This is a genomic window from Kitasatospora sp. NPDC059146, assembly GCF_042786665.1.
GTDB lineage: Bacteria > Actinomycetota > Actinomycetes > Streptomycetales > Streptomycetaceae > Kitasatospora.
Map to the genome: position 1 here is coordinate 15575 of NZ_JBHZCY010000065.1, position 22666 is coordinate 38240.

Annotated in this window: 23 protein-coding genes; 7 read left to right on the plus strand and 16 right to left on the minus strand. The window is 73.6% G+C overall.

Going from position 1 to position 22666, the window contains the following annotated elements:
- Positions 1 to 111: 111 nt before the first annotated feature.
- The gene (locus tag ACFXPX_RS25475; RefSeq protein ID WP_380587748.1) at positions 112 to 1344 is read left to right on the plus strand and encodes an MFS transporter; all 1233 of its coding nucleotides are present in this window, start codon (positions 112 to 114) and stop codon (positions 1342 to 1344) included.
- A 3-nt stretch (positions 1345 to 1347) separates the two neighbouring features.
- On the opposite strand, the gene ACFXPX_RS25480 is transcribed toward ACFXPX_RS25475, so the two are convergent.
- Positions 1348 to 2604, minus strand: a complete 1257-nt coding sequence (locus ACFXPX_RS25480; RefSeq protein WP_380525109.1) for an alpha/beta hydrolase — start codon at positions 2602 to 2604, stop codon at positions 1348 to 1350.
- Between the two features lie 105 nt (positions 2605 to 2709).
- Between ACFXPX_RS25480 and ACFXPX_RS25485 the strand changes: the two genes are divergently transcribed.
- Positions 2710 to 3171, plus strand: coding sequence for a MarR family transcriptional regulator (locus ACFXPX_RS25485; RefSeq protein ID WP_380587754.1), 462 nt, complete (start codon positions 2710 to 2712; stop codon positions 3169 to 3171).
- Between the two features lie 24 nt (positions 3172 to 3195).
- Here the strand turns inward: ACFXPX_RS25485 and ACFXPX_RS25490 are convergent, their stop codons facing one another.
- The 3 genes from ACFXPX_RS25490 to ACFXPX_RS25500 all read right to left on the minus strand — a co-directional run bounded on the left by ACFXPX_RS25490 (position 3196) and on the right by ACFXPX_RS25500 (position 5851).
- The gene (locus ACFXPX_RS25490; RefSeq protein ID WP_380525107.1) at positions 3196 to 3714 is read right to left on the minus strand and encodes a gamma carbonic anhydrase family protein; all 519 of its coding nucleotides are present in this window, start codon (positions 3712 to 3714) and stop codon (positions 3196 to 3198) included.
- A 57-nt stretch (positions 3715 to 3771) separates the two neighbouring features.
- Positions 3772 to 5088: a serine hydrolase domain-containing protein gene (locus ACFXPX_RS25495; RefSeq protein ID WP_380643438.1), complete on the minus strand. Its 1317-nt coding sequence runs from the start codon at positions 5086 to 5088 to the stop codon at positions 3772 to 3774.
- Between the two features lie 196 nt (positions 5089 to 5284).
- On the minus strand, positions 5285 to 5851 hold the full coding sequence (locus ACFXPX_RS25500; RefSeq protein ID WP_380408273.1) for a DJ-1/PfpI family protein: 567 nt from the start codon (positions 5849 to 5851) through the stop codon (positions 5285 to 5287).
- Positions 5852 to 6179: 328 nt separating this feature from the next.
- On the opposite strand from ACFXPX_RS25500, the gene ACFXPX_RS25505 reads away from it, so the two are divergent.
- On the plus strand, positions 6180 to 6728 hold the full coding sequence (locus tag ACFXPX_RS25505; RefSeq protein ID WP_380525030.1) for an RBBP9/YdeN family alpha/beta hydrolase: 549 nt from the start codon (positions 6180 to 6182) through the stop codon (positions 6726 to 6728).
- A 4-nt stretch (positions 6729 to 6732) separates the two neighbouring features.
- A complete protein-coding gene (locus ACFXPX_RS25510; protein WP_380525029.1) occupies positions 6733 to 7368 on the plus strand; it encodes a hypothetical protein in 636 nt (211 codons plus the stop codon).
- Positions 7369 to 7389: 21 nt separating this feature from the next.
- On the opposite strand, the gene ACFXPX_RS25515 is transcribed toward ACFXPX_RS25510, so the two are convergent.
- From ACFXPX_RS25515 to ACFXPX_RS25525, 3 genes are all read right to left on the minus strand, one after another.
- Positions 7390 to 7686, minus strand: coding sequence for a hypothetical protein (locus ACFXPX_RS25515; protein ID WP_380643440.1), 297 nt, complete (start codon positions 7684 to 7686; stop codon positions 7390 to 7392).
- Positions 7687 to 7754: 68 nt separating this feature from the next.
- The gene (locus ACFXPX_RS25520; protein ID WP_380587765.1) at positions 7755 to 10064 is read right to left on the minus strand and encodes a transglycosylase domain-containing protein; all 2310 of its coding nucleotides are present in this window, start codon (positions 10062 to 10064) and stop codon (positions 7755 to 7757) included.
- 171 nt (positions 10065 to 10235) lie between these two features.
- Positions 10236 to 11720 (minus strand): alpha/beta hydrolase, encoded by a 1485-nt coding sequence (locus ACFXPX_RS25525; RefSeq protein WP_380643442.1) that lies wholly within the window; start codon positions 11718 to 11720, stop codon positions 10236 to 10238.
- A gap of 198 nt (positions 11721 to 11918) precedes the next feature.
- Here ACFXPX_RS25525 and ACFXPX_RS25530 point away from each other — a divergent pair, with 198 nt between their 5' ends.
- A complete protein-coding gene (locus ACFXPX_RS25530; protein ID WP_380643444.1) occupies positions 11919 to 13235 on the plus strand; it encodes a YibE/F family protein in 1317 nt (438 codons plus the stop codon).
- A 63-nt stretch (positions 13236 to 13298) separates the two neighbouring features.
- Here ACFXPX_RS25530 and ACFXPX_RS25535 read toward each other — a convergent pair whose 3' ends face one another.
- Positions 13299 to 13724: an acyl-CoA thioesterase gene (locus ACFXPX_RS25535; protein WP_380408287.1), complete on the minus strand. Its 426-nt coding sequence runs from the start codon at positions 13722 to 13724 to the stop codon at positions 13299 to 13301.
- A gap of 60 nt (positions 13725 to 13784) precedes the next feature.
- Positions 13785 to 14552, minus strand: a complete 768-nt coding sequence (map, locus tag ACFXPX_RS25540; protein WP_380643446.1) for a type I methionyl aminopeptidase — start codon at positions 14550 to 14552, stop codon at positions 13785 to 13787.
- A gap of 86 nt (positions 14553 to 14638) precedes the next feature.
- On the opposite strand from map, the gene ACFXPX_RS25545 reads away from it, so the two are divergent.
- Entirely contained in the window at positions 14639 to 14908 is a 270-nt protein-coding gene (locus tag ACFXPX_RS25545; RefSeq protein WP_359793523.1) for a helix-turn-helix transcriptional regulator, read from the plus strand.
- Positions 14909 to 15042: 134 nt separating this feature from the next.
- Here the strand turns inward: ACFXPX_RS25545 and ACFXPX_RS25550 are convergent, their stop codons facing one another.
- The 6 genes from ACFXPX_RS25550 to ACFXPX_RS25575 all read right to left on the minus strand — a co-directional run bounded on the left by ACFXPX_RS25550 (position 15043) and on the right by ACFXPX_RS25575 (position 21581).
- On the minus strand, positions 15043 to 16437 hold the full coding sequence (locus ACFXPX_RS25550; RefSeq protein ID WP_380643448.1) for an ABC transporter substrate-binding protein: 1395 nt from the start codon (positions 16435 to 16437) through the stop codon (positions 15043 to 15045).
- An 82-nt stretch (positions 16438 to 16519) separates the two neighbouring features.
- Positions 16520 to 17416, minus strand: a complete 897-nt coding sequence (locus ACFXPX_RS25555) for a carbohydrate ABC transporter permease (RefSeq protein WP_380643449.1) — start codon at positions 17414 to 17416, stop codon at positions 16520 to 16522.
- Positions 17413 to 18333 (minus strand): carbohydrate ABC transporter permease, encoded by a 921-nt coding sequence (locus ACFXPX_RS25560; RefSeq protein WP_380408295.1) that lies wholly within the window; start codon positions 18331 to 18333, stop codon positions 17413 to 17415. The genes ACFXPX_RS25555 and ACFXPX_RS25560 overlap by 4 nt, the downstream gene beginning before the upstream one ends.
- A gap of 215 nt (positions 18334 to 18548) precedes the next feature.
- Entirely contained in the window at positions 18549 to 19310 is a 762-nt protein-coding gene (locus tag ACFXPX_RS25565; RefSeq protein WP_380531225.1) for an SDR family NAD(P)-dependent oxidoreductase, read from the minus strand.
- Positions 19307 to 20848, minus strand: a complete 1542-nt coding sequence (locus ACFXPX_RS25570; protein ID WP_380643451.1) for an MFS transporter — start codon at positions 20846 to 20848, stop codon at positions 19307 to 19309. Before ACFXPX_RS25570 ends, ACFXPX_RS25565 begins: the two co-directional genes overlap by 4 nt.
- Positions 20849 to 21002: 154 nt before the next feature.
- Entirely contained in the window at positions 21003 to 21581 is a 579-nt protein-coding gene (locus tag ACFXPX_RS25575; RefSeq protein WP_380643453.1) for a TetR/AcrR family transcriptional regulator, read from the minus strand.
- Positions 21582 to 21738: 157 nt separating this feature from the next.
- Here ACFXPX_RS25575 and ACFXPX_RS25580 point away from each other — a divergent pair, with 157 nt between their 5' ends.
- Positions 21739 to 22206, plus strand: coding sequence for a DoxX family protein (locus ACFXPX_RS25580; protein ID WP_380531233.1), 468 nt, complete (start codon positions 21739 to 21741; stop codon positions 22204 to 22206).
- A 3-nt stretch (positions 22207 to 22209) separates the two neighbouring features.
- Here ACFXPX_RS25580 and ACFXPX_RS25585 read toward each other — a convergent pair whose 3' ends face one another.
- Positions 22210 to 22506 carry an MTH1187 family thiamine-binding protein gene (locus ACFXPX_RS25585; RefSeq protein ID WP_380531236.1) on the minus strand — a complete coding sequence of 99 codons (297 nt, stop codon included), beginning with the start codon at positions 22504 to 22506 and terminating at the stop codon, positions 22210 to 22212.
- Positions 22507 to 22666 lie beyond the last annotated feature (160 nt).

The following is a 22666-nucleotide window of genomic DNA, read 5'->3' on the forward strand; positions in this document are numbered from 1 at the left end:
ATTCTCGACGAACGAATTCCCTCGCCACGCACCCGCCGCGCACCCCGCCGCCCGAACCGCCCGCACCCGCCACGCACCCGCCGGGCGCGGGCATCACCCCGGAGTCACCCCTTGCCTCTCGCGCTGTTCGCGCTGGCCGTCACCGCTTTCGCCATCGGGACCACCGAATTCGCCGCCATGGGGCTGCTCCCCCAGGTCGCCGACAGTCTGCACGTCTCCATCCCGCAGGCGGGCTGGCTGATCTCCGCGTACGCGCTGGGGGTGGTGGTCGGCGCGCCGCTGCTCACCGCGCTGGCCGCCGGGAAGCCCCGCAAGGCGGTGCTGGTGGCGCTGGCCGGGCTGTTCGCGACCGGCAACCTGCTGTGCGCGCTGGCCCCCGACTTCTGGACGCTGGCCGCCGCGCGGCTGATCACCGGGCTGCCGCACGGCGCGTTCTTCGGCGCCGGGGCGGTGGCCGCCGCCGAGCTGGTGGCGCCGGACCGGCGGGCCCGGGCGGTCGCGGTGATGTTCTCCGGGCTGACCGTCGCCAACATCGTCGGCGTCCCGGCCGCGACCCTGCTCGGCCAGCACCTGGGCTGGCGGGCGACCATGCTGGTGGTGGTGGTGATCGCCGCCGCCGGGACGCTCGCCATCGCCCGGCTGGTGCCGGCCCTCCCCTCCCCCGGCCAGTCCGGGCTCCGGCACGAGCTGCGGGCCTTCCGCAGCGGGCAGCTGTGGCTGGCGCTGGCCACCGTGATGGTCGGCTGCGGCGGGATGTTCGCCTGCTACAGCTACATCGCGCCGCTGCTCACCGAGGTCTCCGGGTACGCGACCGGTTCGGTGACCGGGGTGCTGGCGCTGTTCGGGGTGGGGATGACGCTCGGCAACGTGATCGGCGGGTTCGCCGCCGACCGGGCGCTGCGGCCGACCGTCTGCGTCTCCTTCCTGCTGCTCTCGGCGACGCTCGCGCTGTTCGCGGTGACCGCGCACGCCCGCTGGTCGGCGGCCGTCACGGTGGTGCTGATCGGCCTGTTCGGCTTCGCGATCGTCCCGGCGGTGCAGACCCTGGTGCTGCAGAAGGCGCGCAGCGCGCCCACCCTGGCCTCGGCGACGGTGCAGGGCGCGTTCAACCTGGCCAACGCCCAGGGGGCCTACTTCGGCGGGCTGGCCCTGGCCGCCGGGCTCGGCTGGACCTCGCCGACCCTGGTGGGCGCCGGTCTGGCCGCGGCCGGTGCCGTGGTCGCGGTGCTGGCCTGGGCGGCCGACCGGCGCCCGCCCGCCCCGGTCCCGGTGGAACCGTCGGCGGAGCGGACGGGCGTGCCACTGACGCCGGCCCCGACCCCGGCCTCGGCGCCGACCCCGTAGGAGTCAGCCGCGGCGCAGCGCGGTGAGCTCCGTCGGGGCGGCGCCGCGCCACCAGGTGGGGTCGGCGGAGCCGTCGGTGGTGCGTCCGTCGCGGTGGACGTAGTGCCGGACGTCGCGGCCCGGGTCGGCGAACTCGCCGGCCAGGGCGCGCTCCAGCCACTCCGCGCCGAAGCGGAAGGCCTCGGCGGCCACCCCGCCGAGCGGGTGGAACTCGTCCTCGTAGACCCGCAGCTCCTTCGGGGCCCGGACCCGCTCGAAGCTCGCCAGGGCCTGGGTGAGGTCGGTGAGCTCGTCGAACTCGCCGATCCCGTAGAGCACCGGGCAGGTGATCTCGGCCACCAGGTCGCCGAGCGGCATGCGGTGGGCGAGGTCGCGGTCGAAGGCCTCCTCGTCGGTGTACCCGGCCATGTACATGTAGTTGTTCTTGAAGGTCGGCTGGGCCCGCTCGAAGATCGTCGCGAAGTCCCCGGTGACGGCCTCGAAGGCGGCGAGCGCGGCGATCCGGCGGTCGGTGGCGGCGGCCCGGGAGCCCCAGTAGCCGCTCATCGAGATGCCGAACATGCCGATCCGCTCGGCGTCGACCTCCGGGAGCTCGGCCAGGTGGTCGAGGTAGCGGCCGATCGCCCGCTCGTAGTTGCCGAGGTCGACGGTCAGCCCGCCGGCCCGGGTCTGGCCCTGGCCGGGGCCCTCGATGGAGAGCGCGACGATGCCGCGGGAGGTGTAGTAGCGCTCGGCCGCCCAGATGTAGTCCTCCTTGATCATGTCCATCCCGGGGCCGAGGATGACGGCGGGCGCGTTCTCGACCCGCCCGGCGGGCAGGTGCAGCAGGGCGTGGATCGTCGAGCCCTCGAAGTCCAGCACCACCCGGCGGACCCGGCCGTCGCGCAGGGCGCCCAGGCGGTCCACGCAGTGGTCGGCGTGGGCGCGCAGCACCGCCTTGCGCGGGTCGGTGGCGTCGAAGATCGAGTACTGCGCCCGGCCCCACATGACGGCGGCCCGCAGGTAGAGGTCGGCGGCGGTCTGCGCGAAGCCCGCGCGCTCGTGGTGGGCGGCGCGCTCCTCGGCCTGGCCGGCCACCGTCGCCCACGCCTTGGGCAGCATGGCACCGCTCCTGACCAGGGCGAAGACCTTGGCGAAGTCGGTGTGGTCGTGGCCGAGCTGCTCCATGGTCCCGACGGCCTCGGGGTGCAGCGCGTCGAAGCCGCCCTGGGCGAGGGCGATGTCCAGGGCCCAGTTCTGGCCGGTCGAACGAATGGTCATGACGGTCTCCTCCTGGAGCGGTGTAGATAAGTACTTAGCGAGTAAGTACTTATCTATTAAGTACTGAGGCTAGTCTGTTGTCAACCCGCCGAGGAGGAACCCACCATGACGACCGCACCGCCGCCCACGCCCGAACGCGCCCAGGCACTCGACCGCCTGGCCCGCGCCGCCTACCGGCTCAGCGCCGCGGACTCCCGGCTGCGCGGGCGCGCCACCCGCACCCCGGGCGCCCTGTCCCTCACCCACGCCCGCGCCCTGCGCACCCTGGCCGAGCGGGGGCCGCTCAGCATCACCCAGCTCGCCGCCGGCACCGAGACCACCGGCCCGGCCACCACCCAGCTGGTGAACGGCCTGGTCACCGCCGGCTACGTCACCCGCACCCGCCCGCCCGAGGACAAGCGGTCCGTCCTGGTCGCCCTCACCGAGGACGGCCGGGCCCGGCACGAGCAGCGCCAGGCCGCTCTGGCCGAGGCCCTGCACGCCGACCTCGACGACTACGACGAGGAGGCCCTGGACCGGGCCGCCGAGGTGCTGCGCCGGCTGTCCGCCGTCTACGACCGGCTGTAGCGGCGGACCGCCGACCCGGCGTGCCTAGACCTCCCGGTGCGCCTCGGCGAGGAGCAGGTAGCCCTCGCCGTTGGCCTTGATCCCGGCCCGCTCCTCCTCCGTCAGCTCCCGACGGACCTTGGCCGGGACCCCCGCGACCAGCGAGCCGGGCGGGACGTCCATCCCCTGGGTCACCACCGCGCCCGCCGCGACCAGCGAACCGCCGCCGATCCGGGCGCCGTTGAGGACGGTGGCGTTCATCCCGACCAGGACGTCGTCCTCGACGGTGCAGCCGTGCAGCACCGCGTTGTGGCCGACCGAGACCCGCTCGCCGACCACCAGCGGGAAGCCGGGGTCGGCGTGCAGGGTGCAGTTGTCCTGGATGTTGCTGCCCGTGCCGACGGCGATCGACTCGGCGTCGCCGCGCAGCACCGCGCCGTACCAGACGCTCGCCCCGGCGGCGACGCTGACGTCCCCGACCACGACGGCGTTCGGCGCGAGGAAGGCGCCCGGGTCGACGGCGGGCACCTTGCCCCCGACGGTGGCGATCAGCGGCTCTGCCATGACTGGTCCTCCTGGTGGTGATCGGCTGCACTGTCGCCGGTCAGCGTAGGGGGACGGTCAGGGCGCGGGGAGGGCGAGGTCGGGACCGAGGCCGGGGGCGGGGGCGGGAGCGGCGGGCGACTGCTGCGGGCCGCACAGGGCGGTGGCGGTCAGCCGGTTCCAGGCGGCGGTGGCGGCCCTCCCGTCGCCGACGTCGTAGGCGGTGACGACCGAGGCGAACTGGCGCCTGCCGTCCGCCGAGCCGAGCATCAGGGTGTTGTACCCGGGGATGCCGCCGGCGTGGCCCCAGAAGGTGCCGCACGGGGTGTCCACCCGCTGGAGGCCGAGGCCGTAGCCGCGGCCCCCGCCGCTCGCGGTGGTCCGCTGCATCTCGGCCAGTTCGGCCGGGGGCAGCAACCGGCCGCCGAGCAGCGCTCCGAGGAAGGTGGTGAGGTCGGCGGTGGTGGAGATGCCGGCGCCGGCGGACCCGGCCATCGAGGGGTCGAGCAGGGTGACGTCCACCGGGCCTTCGGCGGTCTTGAGGTAGCCGTGGGCGTGCGGGCCCGGGACGAAGGGCGAGTTGCCGGGCATCGAGGTGCCGGTGAGGTGCAGCGGGCGGATGATCCGGCGGGTGACCTCCTGCTGCCAGCTGTGTCCGGTGAGCTTCTCGATGATCATCCCGACCAGCACGTAGTTGGTGTTGGAGTAGGCCCAGTCCTGGCCGGGCGGGAAGGCCGGCGGGTACGTGTTCGCGATGTCGACCAGGTCCTGGAGGGAGTAGGGCCGGAAGCGGCGGCCGTTCAGCCAGCCCTCGTCGGTGGACTCGAAGGCCGGGTCCTGGGTGTAGTTGGCGACGCCGCTCGTGTGGTCGAGCAGTTGCCGGACGGTGATCGCGGCGCTGTTGGGCACCACGCCGGGCAGCAGGCACTCCAGCCGGTCGTCGAGGTCCAGCCGGTGTTCGCCGACGAGTTGGAGCAGGGTGGTGGCGACGAAGGTCTTGGTGGCGCTGCCGATCCGGAACCGGCCCTCGGGGTCGGCGGGGCCACCGCTGCCGCGGTCGGCGACACCGGTGGCGTTGCGCCACTCCAGCCGGCCGTCCTCCCAGACGGCGGCCAGGGCGGAGGTGGCGTAGCCCGGGCCGGTGAGGCCGGCCAGGGCCGCGTCCGCGGCGGCCCGGTCGGCCCGGCCGGCGGCGGAGTCCGTCCGGTCGGCCGGGTCGGCGGCGGTGAGGTGGAGGGCGCCGCGGCAGTCGGCGGCCGGGCGCGGTGCGGCGGGTGCGGCGAGGGCTGCCGGGGCGAGGGTGGCGAGCAGGCCCGCGGCCGCGGTGGCCGTGACGGCGGCGCGCAGCAGCGGACGACGGAGCCTCCGGACCGGGGCGGTCGGATCGGCGGTCATGCCGGTCTCCCTGGGTCAGGGCGCCGGAGCGTCAACTCCGACTGTTTCCATGGGCCTTGACACCATGGCAGGACCGGTCCGCAGCCGTCGTCAGCCTCCCGGAGGGCCCGCTACCCTGACCGTGGCCCGGGGCCGTACCCCGAGAGGTCTCGGGGTACGGCCGGGGGCCGGGCCCAGGACGGGCCCTCGCGGTGGGTCAGGACACCGGGGCCTTGGTGCGCAGGACCTCGATGAAGGCGCGCAGCCAGGCCGGGTGGTCGGGCCAGGCGCGGGCCGAGACGACCACACCGTCCACCACCGCCTCGCCCTCCACGAACTCGGCGCCCGCCGCCTTGATGTCCGGGGCGAGCGCGGGGTAGGCGGAGGTGCGGCGGCCGTCGAGCACCCCGGCGGCGGCGGTGATCAGCGGGCCGTGGCAGATCTGCGCGACGGGCTTGTCCCCGGCGAAGAAGTGCCGGGCGATCCGCTGCACGTCCGGGTCGTTGCGCAGGTACTCGGGCGCGCGGCCGCCGGGGATCACCAGGGCGACGTAGTCGGCCGGGTCGACGTCGGCGAAGGCGAGGTCGGCGGGCCAGGTGTACCCGGGCTTCTCCGTGTAGGTGTCGTAGCCGTCCACGAAGTCGTGCACCACGAACTGCAGGCGCTTCTTGGTCGGGGCGGCGATGTCGACCTGGTAGCCCTCCTCGCGCAACCGCTGGTACGGGTAGAACACCTCCAACGACTCGGCGGCGTCCCCGGTGACGAGCAGGATCTTCGATGTCATCGCCGACATCCCTCCACGTGATCGAACCTCGGTCCTGGTGCGGGCCCGGGCGCGGTGGCCGCCGCACCCGGGCCCGCACCAACCTCCCGTACCGGCCGCGCCGTTGGCAACAGGGCGCACCAGGCGTACGGCGGCGCACCACCCGGCGCGCGCGCCGGCCGCAAGCCGTGCGCGCCGGGGCGGGGGTGGGTGGGGCGGTGGGTGCGGTGCCCGGCTGTGGGGAGGTTGCGGGCGAGGCCTAGACTCTCGTGCTGCCTGCCCACCGACCGTCCACGACCCGTCCACCGGCCGTCCACCGGCCGCGGCCGGAACCGCCCCGGAGGAGCTCATGACCGATCGCACGACCTACCTCGTTCTCCCCGGGTACCAGAGTTCGGGCCCGGAGCACTGGCAGACCCGTTGGGAGGCCGCCGACCCGGAGGCCTTCCGCCGGGTCGAGCAGGCCGACTGGGACCACCCGGACCGGGCGGACTGGGTGGCGCGGGTGGACGCGGCGGTGGCCGCGGCCGCCGCCGACGGGCCGGTGGTGCTGGTGGCGCACAGCCTGGGCTGCGTCACCGCCGCCGACTGGGCGGCCGGTGCGGCCGCCGAGCGGACCGCCGCCGTGCGGGGCGCGCTGCTGGTCGCCCCCGCCGACGTGGACAACGCCGACGTGCCGGAGGTGTCGGGCTTCCGGCCGGTGAGGCTGGAGCGCCTCCCGTTCCCGACCGTCGTGGTCTCCTCCACCGACGACCCGTGGATCACCCCGGAGCGGGCCCGGGAGTTCGCCCGGGCCTGGGGCTCCCGTTACGTCGAGCCGGGCGCGTACGGGCACCTCAACGCGGACTCCGGGCTGGGCGACTGGCCGGAGGGCCGGAAACTCCTCATGGAGCTGTGAGCACATGACCGGGGGGACGATGGACGAGTGGACCGAACGGTACCGGCGCCGCCGGTCGCCGCGGGCCAGGCGGCTGCTGGCCCGACTGCTGCTCGCCGCGGGGGCGGCGGCCGTCCTGCTGTACACCGAGGGCCAGTGGGAGAGCCGCTCGGGCGGACTGATGCTGGTCGCCGACCTGCTGAACCGGCCGGAGCTGATGCTCGGCGGCGCGCTCGGCGCGCTGATCGCGGCCGCCTGGCTGAGCGACCGCCGCACCGCCGTACGGGCCGCCACCCGGGCGGTCACGGTGACCGCCGGGGTGGTGTTCCTGCTCGGCGTGCTGGCCGCGCACAAGGTGTCGGCGGCCGAGAGCCGCAGCCGGGAGGACGCGCCGGCCGGTGCGGAGCGCTCGCTGGTGGTGGTGCACCGCTCGTACGGCTCCGGGCCGCAGGCCGGTGAGCACTGGCAGGTGCTGCTGGAGAGCGGGCAGGGCTGGTCGGCCCGGCGCTGGCTGCTGGCGGACGTCGGCGGCGGCCCGGACGACGCCCGGCTGGTGACGGCGAGTTGGACGGGGCGCACCCGGATCACCGTGGTCACCGACTCCTACCGGCGGGTGTTCAACCTCGACCAGGACACCGGCGAGCCGGTCGAGGCGCGGTAGCGCCGACTTCGGCGGGAGGTGTCAGCGCAGCCCGAAGGCGTGGGCGGTGAGCGCCAGCAGGGCCGCGTTGCCCGCCGCGCCGAGCGCGGTGGCGGACAGGAAGCGGGCCGCCGTGCCGTCCGGGAACGGGTTGACGGCCATCGCGAGCAGGAACCCCGGCATCGTCCACACCACCGCCGTCCACTGCCGGACGGCGTTGGCCGCGCTCACCCCGCCGCGCAGTTCGCGGGCGGCGGCGACGGCGATCACCAGGTAACCGGCCAGGTAGCCGATCGAGGGCCAGAGGACGGCGGGGACGCCGAGGAAGCTGTGCGGCATGGCGCCCATCGTCCGCCGACGGGCCGCGGCCCCGCATGAGTACGGGTACTCAGGCGGGGCCGCGGGCGTCACTGGTCCGACGGGTCCGGGGAGTCCGGCGGGGTGGTGGGGGCCGAGCGGCCGGTCGCGCCGCCGTCCGACGGGGAGTTGCCGCGCGGGCGGCCGGTCGAGCCCGGGCCGGGCGCCCCCGTGCAGGTCGCCGAGGACGGCGAGCCGGTGGGGGTGCCGCACCCGGGGGTCGGGCGGACCGGGTCCGGGATGTGGACCGTGGTGAAGTCCTGCTCGGGCATGGACCGCACGGCGTCGCTCATGGCCTGCTGCCAGATCGGCCCCGGGCCGGTCGCCCCGAACACCTCGGGCTGGTACTGGCCGCCGATCCGGATGTTGCGCATCGGCACCTTGACGCCCGGGCTGCCCAGCCAGACCGAGCCGGCCAGGTTGCCGGTGTAGCCGGTGAACCAGGCCGACTTCTTCTCGTCCGTGGTGCCGGTCTTGCCCGCGATCTGGCGGTCGTCGTCCAGCCGGAGGTCCCGCGCGGTGCCGCCCTTCTCGGTCACTCCGAGCAGCACGCTGTTGATCACGTCGGCGGTGTCCGGGGACATCACCTGGTCGCAGCGGGCCGGGGCCACCGGGACGTCCTTGCCGGCCACCGTGGTGATCCGGTTGATCGCCACCGGCGCGCAGTAGGAGCCCCGGGCGGCGAAGGTCGCGTAGACGTTGGCCATGGTCAGCGGGCTGACCTCCTGGGTGCCCAGGCCGAGGGCGGGCACCTCCTGCAACGGGTCGCCGCTCGCCTTGCCGGTCACGCCCAGCTTGTTGGCCATCTGCTTGACGGCGCAGAGCCCGATCTCCTGCTCCATCTGCACGAAGTAGGTGTTGACCGAGAGCGCCATCGCCTGCTTGAGCTGGTACGGCCCCTTCTCGCTCGGGCTCTCGTTGGGGATCGTCCCTTCCTTCCTGCCCTTGTTGAGGTTCTTCCAGGTGCCGTCGCAGGTCTTCATCGTCGGCCAGTCCATCCGGTTCGGCGAGTCGTACTGCTGGGTCGGCGACAGGCCGGCCTCCAGGGCGGCGGCGGCCACGATCGGCTTGAAGTTGGAGCCGGGCTGGAACCCGATGCCCCCGCCCATCGCCGCGTCCACGTTGAGGTTGACGACGGTCTGGTTCTTCTCCTTCGCCAGGCCGTAGGGGCGGGTCTGGGCCATCGCCAGGATCTTGCCGCTGCCGGGCTCGACCATCGTCATCGCCGCCGAGACCGGGTCGGTGACGTACACCTTGGTGGAGACGGCGTGCTGGGCGGCGGCCTGCTTCTCCGGGTCCAGCGTGGTGTAGATGTTCAACCCGCCGGTGTCCCACAGCTTCTTGCGCTCGGCGGCGCTCTTGCCGTAGGCCGGGTCCTGCTTGACCACGTGGCGGACGTAGTCGCAGAAGAAGCCCATGCCGGCCTGGGCGGTGATGCAACCGTTCTGCGGGTCCTTGTAGTTGAGGCCCAGCGGGGCCGCCTTCGCCTCGGCCGCCTGCTGGGCGGTGATGTGCTTGTTCTCCACCATCTTGTCGATGACGGTGTCCCGGCGCTTCTGCGCGGCCACCGGGTGCAGCTTCGGGTCGTACTGGGTGGGGTTCTGCACCAGCCCGGCGAGCATCGCCGCCTCGGGGAGGGTGAGGTCCTTGGCGTCCTTGCTGAAGTACCGCTGGGAGGCGGCCTGGATGCCGTACGCCTGGTGGCCGTAGAAGGTGATGTTCAGGTAGTTGGTGAGGATCTGCTCCTTGGAGAGGTCCTCCTCCAGCTTGATGGCGTACCGCAGTTCCTGGATCTTGCGGCCCAGGGTCTTGCGCTGCGCCTCGCGCACCGCCACCGGGTCGTCCCCGGCCATCTCGACGTTGACGTTCTTCACGTACTGCTGGGTGAGGGTGGAGGCGCCCTGCACCGCGGCTCCGCTCTCCGCGTTCTTGGTGATCGCCCGCAGCACGCCCTTGAGGTCGACGGCGCCGTGCTCGTAGAAGCGCGCGTCCTCGATGTCCACCTGGGCCTTGCGGATCAGCGGCGACATCTGCTCGGCGGTCAGGACGGTGCGGTCGCGCTCGTAGACCTTGGCGATCAGGCCGCCCTTGGCGTCGAAGATCTGGGTCGCCTGGGTGAGCGGCGGGGTCTTGAAGTCGTCGGGGATGCTCTCGAAGCCCTCGGCGCCGCTCTTGGCGCCCAGGCCCATCGCGCCCGCCCCCGGGAGGATCAGCCCCGCCAGCAGGACGCCGCCCAGCACGCTGGAGCCGAGGAAGGTGGCCGCATGGCGCAGGATTCCGAGCGGGGTCTCACGGCGCCTCGGGCGCGGGACCCAGGTGTCGCCCGGGTCCGGGGCAGGTATGCGGCTCTTCGGTGACATAGTTCGAACATTACGGCCGTGAATCCCCACCGTGGGGGGCCTGTTGGCGAACTATTGTCACAAAATCGCGACAGGTTCGACTCATGTGTGAGGGTCGAACGTGGGTACACGCAGAAGCAAGGGCCGTTCGTCCACGGCCCGTTGCTCCTCCCCCGTCGGCGTCAGTCGGCGTCAGTCGGCGGCCGGGCAGTACACGTCCTCGGCCGGGCGGCGGCCCGTCACCAGGAAGTCCGTCACCACCGCGTCGCCGCAGGCGTTCCCGTTCGCCAGGTAGACGTCGTGGCCGCCGGAGTCGACCGTCACCATCCGCGCCCGGTCACCGAACGCCGCCCGCAGTTTGAGCGCGCCGGAGTACGGGGTGGCCGGGTCGCGCAGGTTCTGCGCCAGCAGGACGTTCGCCGGCCCCCGGCCGGTCACCCGCACCGGCGGCTCGGCGGGCGCGAACGGCCAGAAGGCGCAGGGCATCACGTTCACCGGCATGCCCGCGGTGAGCGGCCGGGCGGCCCGGTCGGCCGCCGTGTCCTTGGCGTAGGCCGCCGGGTCGGCGGGCCAGCGGACGTCGTTGCAGAGCGTGCCGACGGAGACCGCGAGGGTGTTCTGCACCGCCGCGTCGGGCGGCACCACCGGGGCGGGCAGCGGGCGGCGGCCGAGGCCCGCCAGCATCAGCCGGGCCAGGTCGGGGAACTTGGCGTCCGCGTACAGGCTGTTCAGCATGGACTCGCGCAGCACGTTGCCGCTCAGCTCGGCCGGGTTGGCGCCGGGCCAGGGCAGTGGGGCCGCGTCCAGCCGGGCGGCGAGGTCCAGGAACAGCGGGCGCACCTGCTCGGGGGTGTCCGCGACCCGGTCCGGGTTGTCCGGCGCCGAGGCCCACGCGGCGAAGTCGGGGAAGCGGTCCTCGGCGCCCTGGCCGAAGGCGGCCAGCCAGCCGCGGCCGACCTTCGACGGGTCCGGGTCGTCGTTGCTGTCCAGCACGATCCGGTCGGTGTGCCCGGGGAACATGGTGGTGTAGACGGCGCCCGCGTAGGTGCCGTACGAGGTGCCCCAGGCGGAGAGCTTGCGCTCGCCGAGGGCCTGGCGGATCCGGTCGATGTCGCGGGCCTCGTTGGCGGTGGAGATGCTGCGCAGCACCGGTCCCCCGTTGCGCGCACAGGTCTCGGCGACCCGGCGGGCGGTGGCCAGGTTGGTGTCGATCGAGCCGTCGGCGGCCGGCCAGGGGCGCAGCTTGACCATCGCCAGGTCGGAGTGGTCCAGACCGCAGCTGACCGGGGTGGAGCCGCCGACGCCGCGCGGGTCGAAGCCGACCAGGTCGTAGCGGTCCAGGACGGACTGCGGGAGGCGCCCGACGGCGCTCGTGGGGAGGCCGGTCCCGGAACCGCCCGGCCCGCCCGGAACGGTCAGCAGCACACCGCGGCGCAGGCCCGGCTTGGCGGTGGCGATCCGGGAGACGGCGAGCGTGATCTGTCGGCCGTCCGGGTCGTTGTAGTCCAGGGGGACGGTGAGGTCGGCGCACTGCTGGCGGGGGTCGACCCGGCCCTGGCAGGTGGTCCAGTCGAGGCCGCCCGCGCCGGAGTGCTCCGGGACGGCGGCGGCGGCGGGAAGGGCGGTCAGCACGGTGACGGCCAGCGTGGCGAGGGTGGTACCGGTGAGCTTCGACATGCCCAAGAGTCTGCTGCGGCAGGGGAATCGGGCCCATGCCGCCAGCCGGTCGATCGGGGGTGGGGCAATCCCCCGACGGCGGACGGGGGCCGTCCCGCACCCGGCGGCGGCGCGCCGACCGTTCGTGTCCTGCGGGGTGACGGCGGGCCGGACGCCGATGATTTCGGGTGCTGTGGAGGAGAACTGAGGAGGCGTGAGGTGACGGCAGGGAACCCGCACGACGGGAACGCGCTCGTGCACGAGCACGATCACGCGCACGAGGAGCAGCAGCACCGGCACGAGGGGCCCGCCGCGCCCGTGGGGCACGGCCACGCCCACGGCCACGGCCACGGGCCCGCCGCGCCGGTCTCCGCCCGTCTGCGCACGGTGGTCGCGGCCGTGCTGATACCGTTCGCGGTCGCCGTCGCCGTCGGCCTGGTGGTGCTCTGGCCGGGCGGGGTCCCGGCCCACCAGCACACCGGGGTCGGCTTCGACCAGCAGATCCGGCAGGGCCTGGTCACCCGGCTCCAGGAACTGCCCTGCGCCGACCTCGGCCCCGCCGACCGGGGCACCTGCCGGCAGGAGACCGTCGAGGTCACCGACGGCCCGGACCGGGGCCGCACCTTCACGGTGGTCGTCCACCCGTCCGAGTCGCGGCGCCACGAGGTCGGCGAGCGGGTCGTCCTCACCTCAGCGCCGAACGCCCCCGTGGAGCTGCGCTACAGCGTCGTCGACGTGGACCGGAACCTCCCGATGGGCGTGCTCGCCGGGCTGTTCGCCGTCGTCGTGGTGGTGATCGGCCGCTGGCGCGGGGCCGCCGCGCTGTTCGCGCTGGCGATCAGCTTCGCCGTGCTGTCGCTGTTCATCCTGCCCGCCATCCTGCGGGGTTCGGACCCGCTGCTGGTGGCGATCGTCGGCGCCAGCGCGATCATGCTGATCGCCCTCTACCTGTGCCACGGGCTCTCCGCGCGCACCTCGGTGGCGGTGCTCGGAACGCTGGCGTCGCTGGTCCTGATCGGGGTGCTCAGCCTGGTCTTCGCCGCCTGGGCGCGGCTGACCGGCGACACCTCGGAGGAGACCGGGCTGGTCCACGGCCTCTACCCCGGCATCGAGATCCGCGGCCTGCTGCTCGCCGGGTTCGTGATCGGATCGCTCGGCGTGCTGTTCGACGTGACGGTCACCCAGACCTCGGCGATCTGGGAACTGCACGAGGCCGACCCGACGATGGGCGCCGGCCGGCTGTACCGGACCGGCATGCGGATCGGCCGCGACCACATCGCCTCGACCGTCAACACCCTGGTGCTCGCCTACGCGGGGGCCGCGTTGCCGCTGCTGCTGCTGTTCTCCGTCGCGCACCGGACGCTGGTGTCGGTGGCCACCAGCGAACTGGTGGCCGAGGAGATCGCCCGCACCCTGGTCGGCAGCATCGGACTGGTCGCGGCGGTGCCGGTCACCACCGGGCTGGCCGCGCTGATCGCCGCCGCCGACCACCCCCGGACGGCACCCGTGCCCGCCGGGCGGCACCGGCCCGCCTGACGCCCCGGCGCGGGGCGGGGCAGGGCAGGGCAGGGCAGGGCAGGCGGACGGACGGACGGGAGGTCAGAGGCCGAGCAGTCCCGGGTCCGAGGCCAGGGCGCGCAGCGGCTCGCGCGGGTCGGCGACCAGTCGGCGGGCCACCAGGTCGAGGATGCCGCCCACCCCGGTGACCTCCGCGGCGAGCACGCCGTCCTCGCGGGTCAGCCGCTGCACCACCTGGAAGGTCTTGCCCCCTCGCCAGACGAACGCGCAGCTGATCTCCACCGTGTCCCCGGCGCGCAGCTCCCGCAGGTACTTCACCGTGGTCTCCAGGACGACCGGGCCCACGCCCTTGGCCACCAGCTCGGCCTGGCGGATGCCGGCCGCGTGGAGGTACTCCCAGCGGGCGTGCTCGGCGTACTGCAGGTAGACGGCCTGGTTCAGGTGGCCCTGGGTGTCGGTCTCGTACCCGCGTACGGTGACCCGTGTGGTGAAGTCCTGATCGGTCATGCCCGCACGGTACTCCGGTGGGACGGGCGGGACGGCGTAACGTCCGTCACCCGCCGGGGACTACGGCAGGGTGAGGATCCGCGGACCGTCCTCGGTGACGGCGACGGTGTGCTCGATGTGCGCGGCCCGGCTGCCGTCGGTGGTGCGCAGGGTCCAGCCGTCCGGGTCGGTGTCGTAGTCGTCGCGGCCGCCGGCCGTCAGCATCGGCTCGATGGCCAGCACCAGGCCCGGGCGCAGCGGGTAACCCCGGCCGGGGCGGCCCTCGTTGGGGACGTGCGGGTCCTCGTGCATCCGGCGGCCGATGCCGTGGCCGCCGTAGCCGTCGAGCAGCCCGTAGCGTCCGGCGCGGGCCACCGTTCCGACGGCGTGGGCGATGTCGCCGATCCGGTTGCCGACCACGGCGGCGGCGATCCCGGCCTCCAGGGCGCGCCGGGTGGCATCGATCAGCTCGGCGTCCTCGGGCCGGGCGGGGCCGACGGTGAAGCTGACGGCGGAGTCGCCGCACCAGCCGTCCAGGACGGCCCCGCAGTCGATGCTCACCAGGTCTCCGTCGCGCAGCCGGTAGCCGTCCGGGACGCCGTGCACGACCGCGTCGTTCACCGAGGCGCAGATGACGGCGGGGAAGGGCACCGGCGCGAAGGCCGGCCGGTACCCGAGGAACGGCGAGGTCGCCCCGGCGGCCGTGAGCACCCCCCGCGCCACCTCGTCCAGCTCCAGCAGGCTCACGCCCGCGGCGGCCTCCCGCTGCACGGCCGCCAGCGCGTTGGCGACCACCCGCCCGGCCTCGCGCATCGCGTCGAGGGCGGCGTCCGACTTGAGTTCGACCATGGTGAACCTCTCCCCTGGATCCAATTCTTATACCGGTATTTGTATCACGGTTCCCCGGAAGGGTCGGGCGCCCTACACTCGACGGCATGGTGAGGACTCCGCTGACCCCGTGGGAGCGCGAGCGTGGGGAGCGCTTCGGGGCGCTGCTGCGCGAGGCGCGTGGCGAGCGCAGCATGGTCGAGGTGGCGGCGGTGGCCGGTGTCTCGGCGGAGACGCTGCGCAAGATCGAGACCGGGCGGGCGCCGACGCCGTCGTTCTTCACCATCGCGGCGCTGGCGTTCGCGCTGGACCTGTCGCTGGACGAGCTGGCGGGCGCGTGCGTGCTGCCCGAGGACGGCGCCGCGCTCTCGGCGTAGGGCGGGCCCTGGCGTCGCGGTCCCGGCCTGGGGCCCGATCCGCAGGACACGCCCCGGAGCAGACCCGGGACGGGGACGGCCCGCCGGGCGCGGGGTGCGCCGGGCGGGCCGTCGGTCGGGGCGGGTGACCGGCCTCAGCCGACCGAGCTGTTGTAGCTCTCGATCGCGGGCTGGAGCTCCTTGGCTGCTTCGGCGAGCGCCTGCTGGGCGGTCTTGCCGCCGGCCACGGTCTGCTCGATGGCCGTCTCCACGCCCTTGCGGGCCTGCGGCATCACGCCGAGCAGGCAGCCGGCGGTGGCCGGGGTGGGCTTGGTGGCCTTCAACTGGTCGATGGCCGTCTGGAACTGCGGGTACTTGCCGACCCACTCCTTGTCCTTGGGGTCGTCCAGGGACTTCTTGTTGACCGGGAAGTAGCCGGTGCCGGTGTGCCACACGGCCTGCTGCTCCGGGCTGGTGGCGAACTTCTCGAACTCCCAGGCGGCCCGCTTCTCGGCGTCCGAGTGGCCGGGGCCGCTGATCCACAGCGAGGCGCCGCCGATCGCCGGGCCGCCCTGGTCGGCGGCCGTCACCTTCGGGAAGGGCGCGGTGCCGACGCCGAACTTGGCGGCCTCGGTGTAGCCGCGCAGCACGCCGGTGGACTCCAGGTGCATGGCGACCGTGCCGGACTTGAAAGCGGCCTGGGCGTCGTCGGTGACCCGGCCGGTGTTGGCCGCGTAGCCGCCCTTGACGAGGTCGGCCCACCACTGAACGATCTGCGCGCCCTGGGCGGAGTCGAACACGACCTTGCCCGCCTTGTTGCTGCGGCCGTTGTCGTTGTCGCAGTACATGGTGCCGGACTCGGCGAGCAGCTCCTCGACGAACCAGCCGTAGATGGCGGCGCCGAAGCCGTAGCGGACGGTCTTGCCGTCGGCGTCCTTCTTGGTCAGCTTCTTGGCCAGGTCACCGAGCTCGTTGAGGTCCTTCGGCGGCTGCGCCGGGTCGAGGCCGGCCTCCTTGAAGGCGTCGGTGTTCAGGTAGAGCAGCGGCATCGAGGAGTTGAACGGCATCGAGACCAGCTTGCCGTTGGCCGAGTAGTAGTTGCGGATGTTGGGGTCGAGGTCGTCCAGCGAGTAGCCGTCCTTGTCGGCGAAGGCCTGGGCGGGGACGGTCTGCTTGGAGTCGATCATGAAGCGGGTGCCGATGTCGTAGACCTGCACCAGGGCGGGGGTGCCCTTCTGCTGCACCGCGGCCTTGTACTTGGTGACCAGCTCGTCGTACTTGCCCTGGAACTGCGCCTTGACCTCGATCTTGCCCTGGTGGGCCGCGTTGAAGTCCTTCACCAGGCCGTTCAGCACGTCGGCGTTCTTGCCGGTCATCGAGTGCCAGAACTCGACGGTGGTGACGCCGGAGGCCTGGTCGAGCGCCTGGGCACCGGGCGCCCCGGCGTCGGCGGAACCGCCCGAGCCGGCGTCCGAGCCGCTGGAGCTGCAGGCGGTCAGGGACAGGCCGGCCACCAGCAGGGCCGCGAGCGCGCGTGCACTCTTCTTCACGAGGGTTTTCTTCTTTCCGGTTGACGAACGGGATGTACGGGCGGGATGTACGGCGGGATGTACGGGCGGAGCGGGTGCGGGCTCAGCGGACGGCGCCCGCGGTGAGGCCGCGGACGATGAAGCGCTGGCCGAAGACCACCAGGGCGAGGGTGGGCAGCAGGGAGAGCACCACGCCGGCCAGGATCAGGCCGGGGTCGGCCATCTCGGCGTCGCGCAGCGAGGTGAGGCCGATCTGCAGGGTCTGCATCTCGGCGGTGCGGGTGATGATGAGCGGCCAGAAGTACTGGTTCCAGGCCGACAGGAAGACGTAGATCGACAGCGCGGCCAGGGCCGGCTTGTTGAGCGGCACGACGATCCGCCACAGGAACCGCCAGTGCCCGGCGCCGTCGATCCGGGCCGCGTCGCGCAGTTCGCCGGGCAGTTGGCGGAAGGCCTGGCGCAGCATGAAGGTGCCGAAGCCGGAGGCGAGGAACGGCAGCACCAGGCCGAAGTAGGTGTTGCCGAGGCCCCAGCCCGACAGCGTCAGGTAGTTGGGGATGATGATGGCCTCCCAGGGGACCATCAGCGTCGCCAGGAACAGCCCGAACACCGCGGCCCGCGCCTTCATCGGCAGGAAGACGAAGGCGTACGCGGCCAGGATCGAGGTGACCAGCTGGGCGAGGGTGATGGCGGTGGCGGTGATCGCCGAGTTGGCGTACTGCCGGAACAGCGGGATGGTGTCCACCGCGCCGGAGAAGTTCCGGCCGGTCACCGAGTGGGGCACCAACGCCGTTGGGTAGGAGGCGAGTTCGGACGGCTCCATGAAGGCGCCGACCACCGCGTAGTACACCGGGAAGGCCACCGTGACCACGGCGACGGCGAGCAGCAGGTAGACGGCGGCGCGGCCCAGCAGGTCGCGCGGGGAGCGTCCGGCGAGGGGGCGGACCCGCGGGCGGGGCGGATCGGCCCGGACCTCGGCTTCGGTGACGACCGTGCTCATGCGTAGTGCACCTTCCGCTCCAGGACGCCGAACTGGACGGCCGTGCAGGCGAGGACGACCAGCAGCAGCACCACGGCCTGGGCGCTCGCCGTGCCGAAGTCGCTGGAGCCGTAGGCGAAGGCCTTCTCGTAGACGGAGTAGACCAGGGTCCGGGTGGAGCCGTCCGGCCCGCCCTTGGTGAGGATGTGGATCTGGCCGAAACTCTGCAGTGCGTGGACGGTGGAGACCACCGTCAGGAAGAACAGGTTCGGGCCGAGCATCGGGACGGTGATCGAGCGGGCCAGCCGCAGGCCGGAGGCGCCGTCGATCCGGGCCGCCTCGACGACCTCGCCGGGGATCGAGCCGATGCCCGCCGAGAGCACCAGTACGTTGTAGCCGAGGTTCATCCAGACCGTGGTCAGGGCCACCGAGAACAGCGCGTACCGGGATTCGGTCAACCAGCCGACCGGCCCCAGGCCGAGGTGCGACAGCAGGCCGTTCAGCACCCCGCTGGCCGGGTTGTAGAACACCGCGAAGACCACCGAGGCGCTGGCCACCGAGAAGGCGAAGGGCAGCGCGAAGGCGGAGCGCAGCAGCCGTACGCCCCGGATCCGGTTCTCCAGCAGCAGCACCAGCACCAGCGCGCCGAGCACCCCGGGCACCACGGTGAGCAGGGTGAACAGCGCGGTGGTGACCAGCGTCCGGCCGAAGTCGGCGGAGGCCAGCAGGTCGGTGTAGTGCTTGAAGCCGACGTAGCGGGAGGGCGCGCCGAAGAGGTCGTTGGCGTGTCCGCTGAGGTAGATCGTCCGTCCCAGCGGATAGCCGATGAACAGGACGAAGACCACCAGGGAGGGCAGCAGGAAAGCCCAGGCGAGCCCGTGCTCGCCCCATCGGCTTCGACGGCCCGCGAGGGGCACGGGGTGCGGTGCGGTCGGCATCGGTGGCACGTCCGCCTTTCGTGTGTTGGTTCCGGCCGAAACCGTGTCCTGCCCGAACGACGGCGCGGGAACCCCGCGGTGATCAACCGGTGTCCCCGGGATTACGCGTTCGCGTCAGATTTCGGCCGGTCGTGCGCGCAACAGCCGCTCCAGGAACGCCGAACGGCTCCGACGACCCCTTGGCGAAGGGGTCGTCGGAGCCGTCACGGGCGGGCTCAGGCGGTGACGCCGCCGTCCAGCACCAGGTCGGCACCGACGGTGTAGCCCGCCTCGTCCGAGGCCAGGTACAGCACGGCGGCGGCGATCTCGGCGACCGCGCCGGCCCGGCCGACCGGGACCTCGGCCTTCATCCGCTCGCTCTTGGCGGTGTCGCTCTCGCCGGGGCGGGTCGACATCGGGGTGTCCACCGGGCCCGGGCTGACGGTGTTGATCCGCACGCCCTCGCCGATGTGGTCACGGGCGGCGGAGCGGGTGAGCGCGGTGACGGCGGCCTTGCTGGCGTTGTAGGCGCCCGCGCCCTCGGCCCGCTTGTGGACGCCCAGGTTGGACGAGACGTTGACGATGGCCCCGCCGCCGTGGGCCCGCATGTGGCCGATCTGGTGCTTCATCGCCAGCAGGGTGCCGGTCACGTTGACCTCGAAGACCCAGCGGAACTGGTCCTCGTCGATGTCGGCGACCGGACCGGCCGCGCCGAACACCCCGGCGTTGTTGACGGCGACGTCCAGTCCGCCGAACTGCTCGACGACCTCCCGGACCAGCCGGGCGGCGTCCTCGCCGTTCGTCACGTCGCCGGTCAGCGCGACGGCCTTGCCGCCGGCCCGCTCGATCAGCTCGACGGTCTCGGCCAGCGGGCCGAGGCTGCGCCCGGCGACCGCGACCCGGGCGCCCTCCCCGGCGAAGGCGAGCGCGATCCCCCGCCCGATGCCGCTGCCGCCGCCGGTGATGAGGACGGACTTGTCGGCGAAACGCGTGCTCATGAGCTGAACTCCTTGGTCCGAGTGGTGCATTCAGGTGTGTGGGTGGTGCTCTTGGTGGTGGTCTTGGTGGTGGTCGTGATGGTGGTCTCGGCGATGGTCTCGGTGGTGACCTCGCCGGTGGCCCCGGTGACACCGGTGGCACCGGCCCGGGGCAGGACCGCGACCGCGACGGCGGTCAGGGCCAGCCCGGCGGCGGCCGCGGCGAAGGCCGCCGCGTAGCCGCCGACGACGGTCGGGCGGGTGGCGGCGAGGGCCATCAGGGCGGCCAGCCCGGCGGTGGGGCCGAGCTCCATGGCGGTGTTGAGGACGCCCGCCGCCAGGCCGGTGCGTTCGGGTGCCACCCCGCCGGTGGCGAGCACGGCCGCCCCGGCGAAGGAGGCGGCGGCGCCGGCGGGCAGCAGGAGCAGTCCGGGCAGCAACCCGGTGGGGTAGCCACTGGCGGGGTCGAGCCCGGCCAGCAGGGCGAGTCCGGCCGCCTCCAGGGCGAGGCCCGCGGCGGTGACCGGCACCGGACCGTACCGGGCGGTCAGCGGCCCGGCCAGCCGCCCGGACAGCAGCAGGGCGACCGCGTACGGCACGAACGCGGCGGAGGTGTCGGCCGCGCTCCAGCCGCGCAGTTGCTGGAGGTAGAGCGAGAGCAGCACGAAGGCCAGGGCGGTGCCCGCGGAGGTCGCCATCACGGCGACCAGGGCGGTGGCCCGGCGGCGGTCGGCGAGGAAGCCGGGCGGCAGCAGCGGGTCGACGGTGCGGCGTTCGGCGGCGGCGAAGGCGAGCAGCAGGAGCACGCCGCCCGCGAACGGTGCGAGCACGCCGGGGCTGCTCCAGCCGTGCTCGGTGGACGCCACCAGGGCGTAACTCGCCGCGCAGACGCCGGTGGTGGCGAGGAACGCGCCGCGCAGGTCCAGTGCCGGGCGGCGGCTCGCGGGGGCGGGTCCACGGTCGGGGTCGGGGCCGGATGCCGGGACGGCGGCGGGTACGGGCTCGGGGAGGGTGCCGGAGCGGAGCAGGCCGACCAGTGCGACCGCGACGGGCACCGCGAACAGCCAGCGCCAGGAGACCACGGCGCCGACCGGGCCCGACACCACGCTGCCGGCCGTCGCACCGAGTACCGAGAGTCCGCCCCAGGTGGCCATCGCCCGCCGGTAGGCGGCGGGTTCGGGGTGCAGCCGGCGGACCACGGCGACCGCCGCCGGGGCGGCGAGGGCCGCGCCCGCGCCCTGGACGAAGCGGCTCGCCAGCAGGACGGGGTAGTCCGGTGCGAGGGCGCAGGCGACCGAAGCGGCGGCGAGCAGCGCCAGGCCCCAGCGGAGCACCGGACGGCCGCCGTGACGGTCCGTCAGTCGCCCGCCGAGCAGCAGCAGGGCGGCGAAGGAGAGGCCGTACGCGGCGCTGAGCAGCAGGACGTCGGACGGGCCGAGCCCGAGCTCCCGGGCGACCAGGGGCAGCGGAACGGTGAGGATCATGATCGTGAAGATCAGCACCGCCTGGACGACACCGAGCAGCGCGAAGCTCCCCCGCGCCGTCGTGGTGACACTCATGGATTCCCCCCACACCAAATTTTTAAGAACGTTCGGTCCAAAATAAAGGCAGCAAAAGCCGGTGGAAGCCGACGGAAGACGATGGAGGACGGCGCAGGACGCCGGGCCGACCGAGCCGGAGACACCCCCGTGGGCCTCCGGTCCGGACCGGCGCTCAGTCCAGCAGCGCCAGCGCCTGCTCGGCGGCGTCGCGCACCCGGGGCCCGCCCTCGGCGGTCTTGCCCACCACCCGGATCCCCTGCAGCAGCACCACCAGCATCCGGGCCAGCGCCCGCGGCTCCCGCCCGGCGGGCAGTTCGCCCTGGGCCCCGGCGCGCAGCAGGGCGGCGGTCAGCGCCGTCTCCAAGTGGTCGTAGCTGACCTCCACCCGGCGGGCCGCCGCCTCGTCGTGCGGGGCGAGTTCGACGGCCGTGTTGGTGATGAAGCAGCCGCGCCTGCGGTCCTCGCCCCCCATTCCCGCGTATCGGCGCACCAGGGCGCGGACGGCCGGCAGCACCGGGCCGGGCTGGGACAGCTCGGCCAGCAGGCCGGGGTCGTGCTGTTCGTTGTAGCGCTCCAGCGCACGCAGGTAGAGCTCGTGCTTGCTGCCGAAGGTCGCGTAGATGCTGGCCCGGGCGATGCCCAGCCCTTCGACCAGGTCGGCCATCGAGGTGGCCTCGTAGCCGCGCTGCCAGAACAGTTCGAGAGCTGCCTGGAGCGCCGCGTCCGGGTCGAATTCCTTGGTCCGTGCCATGACCGGAACAGTAGCCCTTTCGAGACCGCTCGGTCAAGAAAGAGCGAGGAGTGGTCCAGACCGTTATCTGACGGAGCATTGCCAAGTGGACTAGACCAAGTCTACCCTTACCGCCCCGTCCCTCCTTCTCCCCCACACCCGCAGGAGGCGTTCCGGCATGCCCGCACACATCCCCCCGAACCCCCGGCAGGCCGTCGAGGCCGCGCGACCGCTCGTCCTGACGGCCTTCCGGATCGTCGTCGGCCTGCTCTTCGCCTGCCACGGCGCCGCCGCGCTCTTCGGCGTCCTCGGCGGCACCAAGGGCGGCGGCAGCATCCCGGCCGGCCAGTGGCCCGGCTGGTGGGCCGCACTCATCCAACTCATCGGCGGCGTCCTGGTGTTGCTCGGCAGCGGCACCAGGACGGCCGCGCTGCTCTGCTCCGGCTCGATGGCCTACGCCTACTTCACCGTCCACCAGGAGCACGCCCTGCTGCCGCTGCAGAACGGCGGTGAGGCCTCGGTGATGTTCTGCTGGGCCTTCCTGGCCATCGCGGTGCTCGGCTCCGGCCCGTACTCCCTCGACCGGCTGCTCGCCGCCCGCCGGCCGGCCGCCGAGCCCAGCCCCCAACCCACCTCGACCGGCTGAGCCTCAGCCCTCCGCGAGGTACCGCTCGACCGTGGCGACCTTGGCGGTGAGGCCGTCGGTGACCCCGGCCCGGTCGTCGATCTTGATGACCGTGCTCACCCGGTCGCCGTACGCCTTCACCGCCTCGATCGCCGCCCTGATCACCGGCATGACCTCGTCCCACTCCCCCTCGATGCTGGTGAACATCGCGTCCGTCCGGTTCGGCAGCCCGCTCGCCCGCACCACCCGCACGGCCGCGGCCACCGCCTCCCCCACGTCCTCGCCGATCCCCAGCGGGGTCACCGAAAAAGCTGCGATCACGGTCTGCGCTCCTTGCCGTCCGACGACGCCTGGTCGATGGGGCCGGGGGGGCCGGGGGGCCCCCGTGGGCCCCGGCCGGTAGAGGGGGGGGCGGGCGGCCGCGGGGGGGCGGGGGGGGCGCCGCGCCGGCGCCCCCCCGTCGCCCGGGACACCCGCGCCG

Excerpts from the sequence above, each read along its gene's own strand:
- ACFXPX_RS25480 (WP_380525109.1), bottom strand. The coding sequence starts at position 2,604 with ATGACCATTCGTTCGACCGGCCAGAACTGGGCCCTGGACATCGCCCTC.
- ACFXPX_RS25485 (WP_380587754.1), top strand. The coding sequence starts at position 2,710 with ATGACGACCGCACCGCCGCCCACGCCCGAACGCGCCCAGGCACTCGAC.
- ACFXPX_RS25490 (WP_380525107.1), bottom strand. The coding sequence starts at position 3,714 with ATGGCAGAGCCGCTGATCGCCACCGTCGGGGGCAAGGTGCCCGCCGTC.
- ACFXPX_RS25495 (WP_380643438.1), bottom strand. The coding sequence starts at position 5,088 with ATGACCGCCGATCCGACCGCCCCGGTCCGGAGGCTCCGTCGTCCGCTG.
- ACFXPX_RS25500 (WP_380408273.1), bottom strand. The coding sequence starts at position 5,851 with ATGACATCGAAGATCCTGCTCGTCACCGGGGACGCCGCCGAGTCGTTG.
- ACFXPX_RS25505 (WP_380525030.1), top strand. The coding sequence starts at position 6,180 with ATGACCGATCGCACGACCTACCTCGTTCTCCCCGGGTACCAGAGTTCG.
- ACFXPX_RS25510 (WP_380525029.1), top strand. The coding sequence starts at position 6,733 with ATGACCGGGGGGACGATGGACGAGTGGACCGAACGGTACCGGCGCCGC.
- ACFXPX_RS25515 (WP_380643440.1), bottom strand. The coding sequence starts at position 7,686 with ATGCCGCACAGCTTCCTCGGCGTCCCCGCCGTCCTCTGGCCCTCGATC.
- ACFXPX_RS25520 (WP_380587765.1), bottom strand. The coding sequence starts at position 10,064 with ATGTCACCGAAGAGCCGCATACCTGCCCCGGACCCGGGCGACACCTGG.
- ACFXPX_RS25525 (WP_380643442.1), bottom strand. The coding sequence starts at position 11,720 with ATGTCGAAGCTCACCGGTACCACCCTCGCCACGCTGGCCGTCACCGTG.
- ACFXPX_RS25535 (WP_380408287.1), bottom strand. The coding sequence starts at position 13,724 with ATGACCGATCAGGACTTCACCACACGGGTCACCGTACGCGGGTACGAG.
- map (WP_380643446.1), bottom strand. The coding sequence starts at position 14,552 with ATGGTCGAACTCAAGTCGGACGCCGCCCTCGACGCGATGCGCGAGGCC.
- ACFXPX_RS25545 (WP_359793523.1), top strand. The coding sequence starts at position 14,639 with ATGGTGAGGACTCCGCTGACCCCGTGGGAGCGCGAGCGTGGGGAGCGC.
- ACFXPX_RS25555 (WP_380643449.1), bottom strand. The coding sequence starts at position 17,416 with ATGAGCACGGTCGTCACCGAAGCCGAGGTCCGGGCCGATCCGCCCCGC.
- ACFXPX_RS25560 (WP_380408295.1), bottom strand. The coding sequence starts at position 18,333 with ATGCCGACCGCACCGCACCCCGTGCCCCTCGCGGGCCGTCGAAGCCGA.
- ACFXPX_RS25565 (WP_380531225.1), bottom strand. The coding sequence starts at position 19,310 with ATGAGCACGCGTTTCGCCGACAAGTCCGTCCTCATCACCGGCGGCGGC.
- ACFXPX_RS25570 (WP_380643451.1), bottom strand. The coding sequence starts at position 20,848 with ATGAGTGTCACCACGACGGCGCGGGGGAGCTTCGCGCTGCTCGGTGTC.
- ACFXPX_RS25575 (WP_380643453.1), bottom strand. The coding sequence starts at position 21,581 with ATGGCACGGACCAAGGAATTCGACCCGGACGCGGCGCTCCAGGCAGCT.
- ACFXPX_RS25580 (WP_380531233.1), top strand. The coding sequence starts at position 21,739 with ATGCCCGCACACATCCCCCCGAACCCCCGGCAGGCCGTCGAGGCCGCG.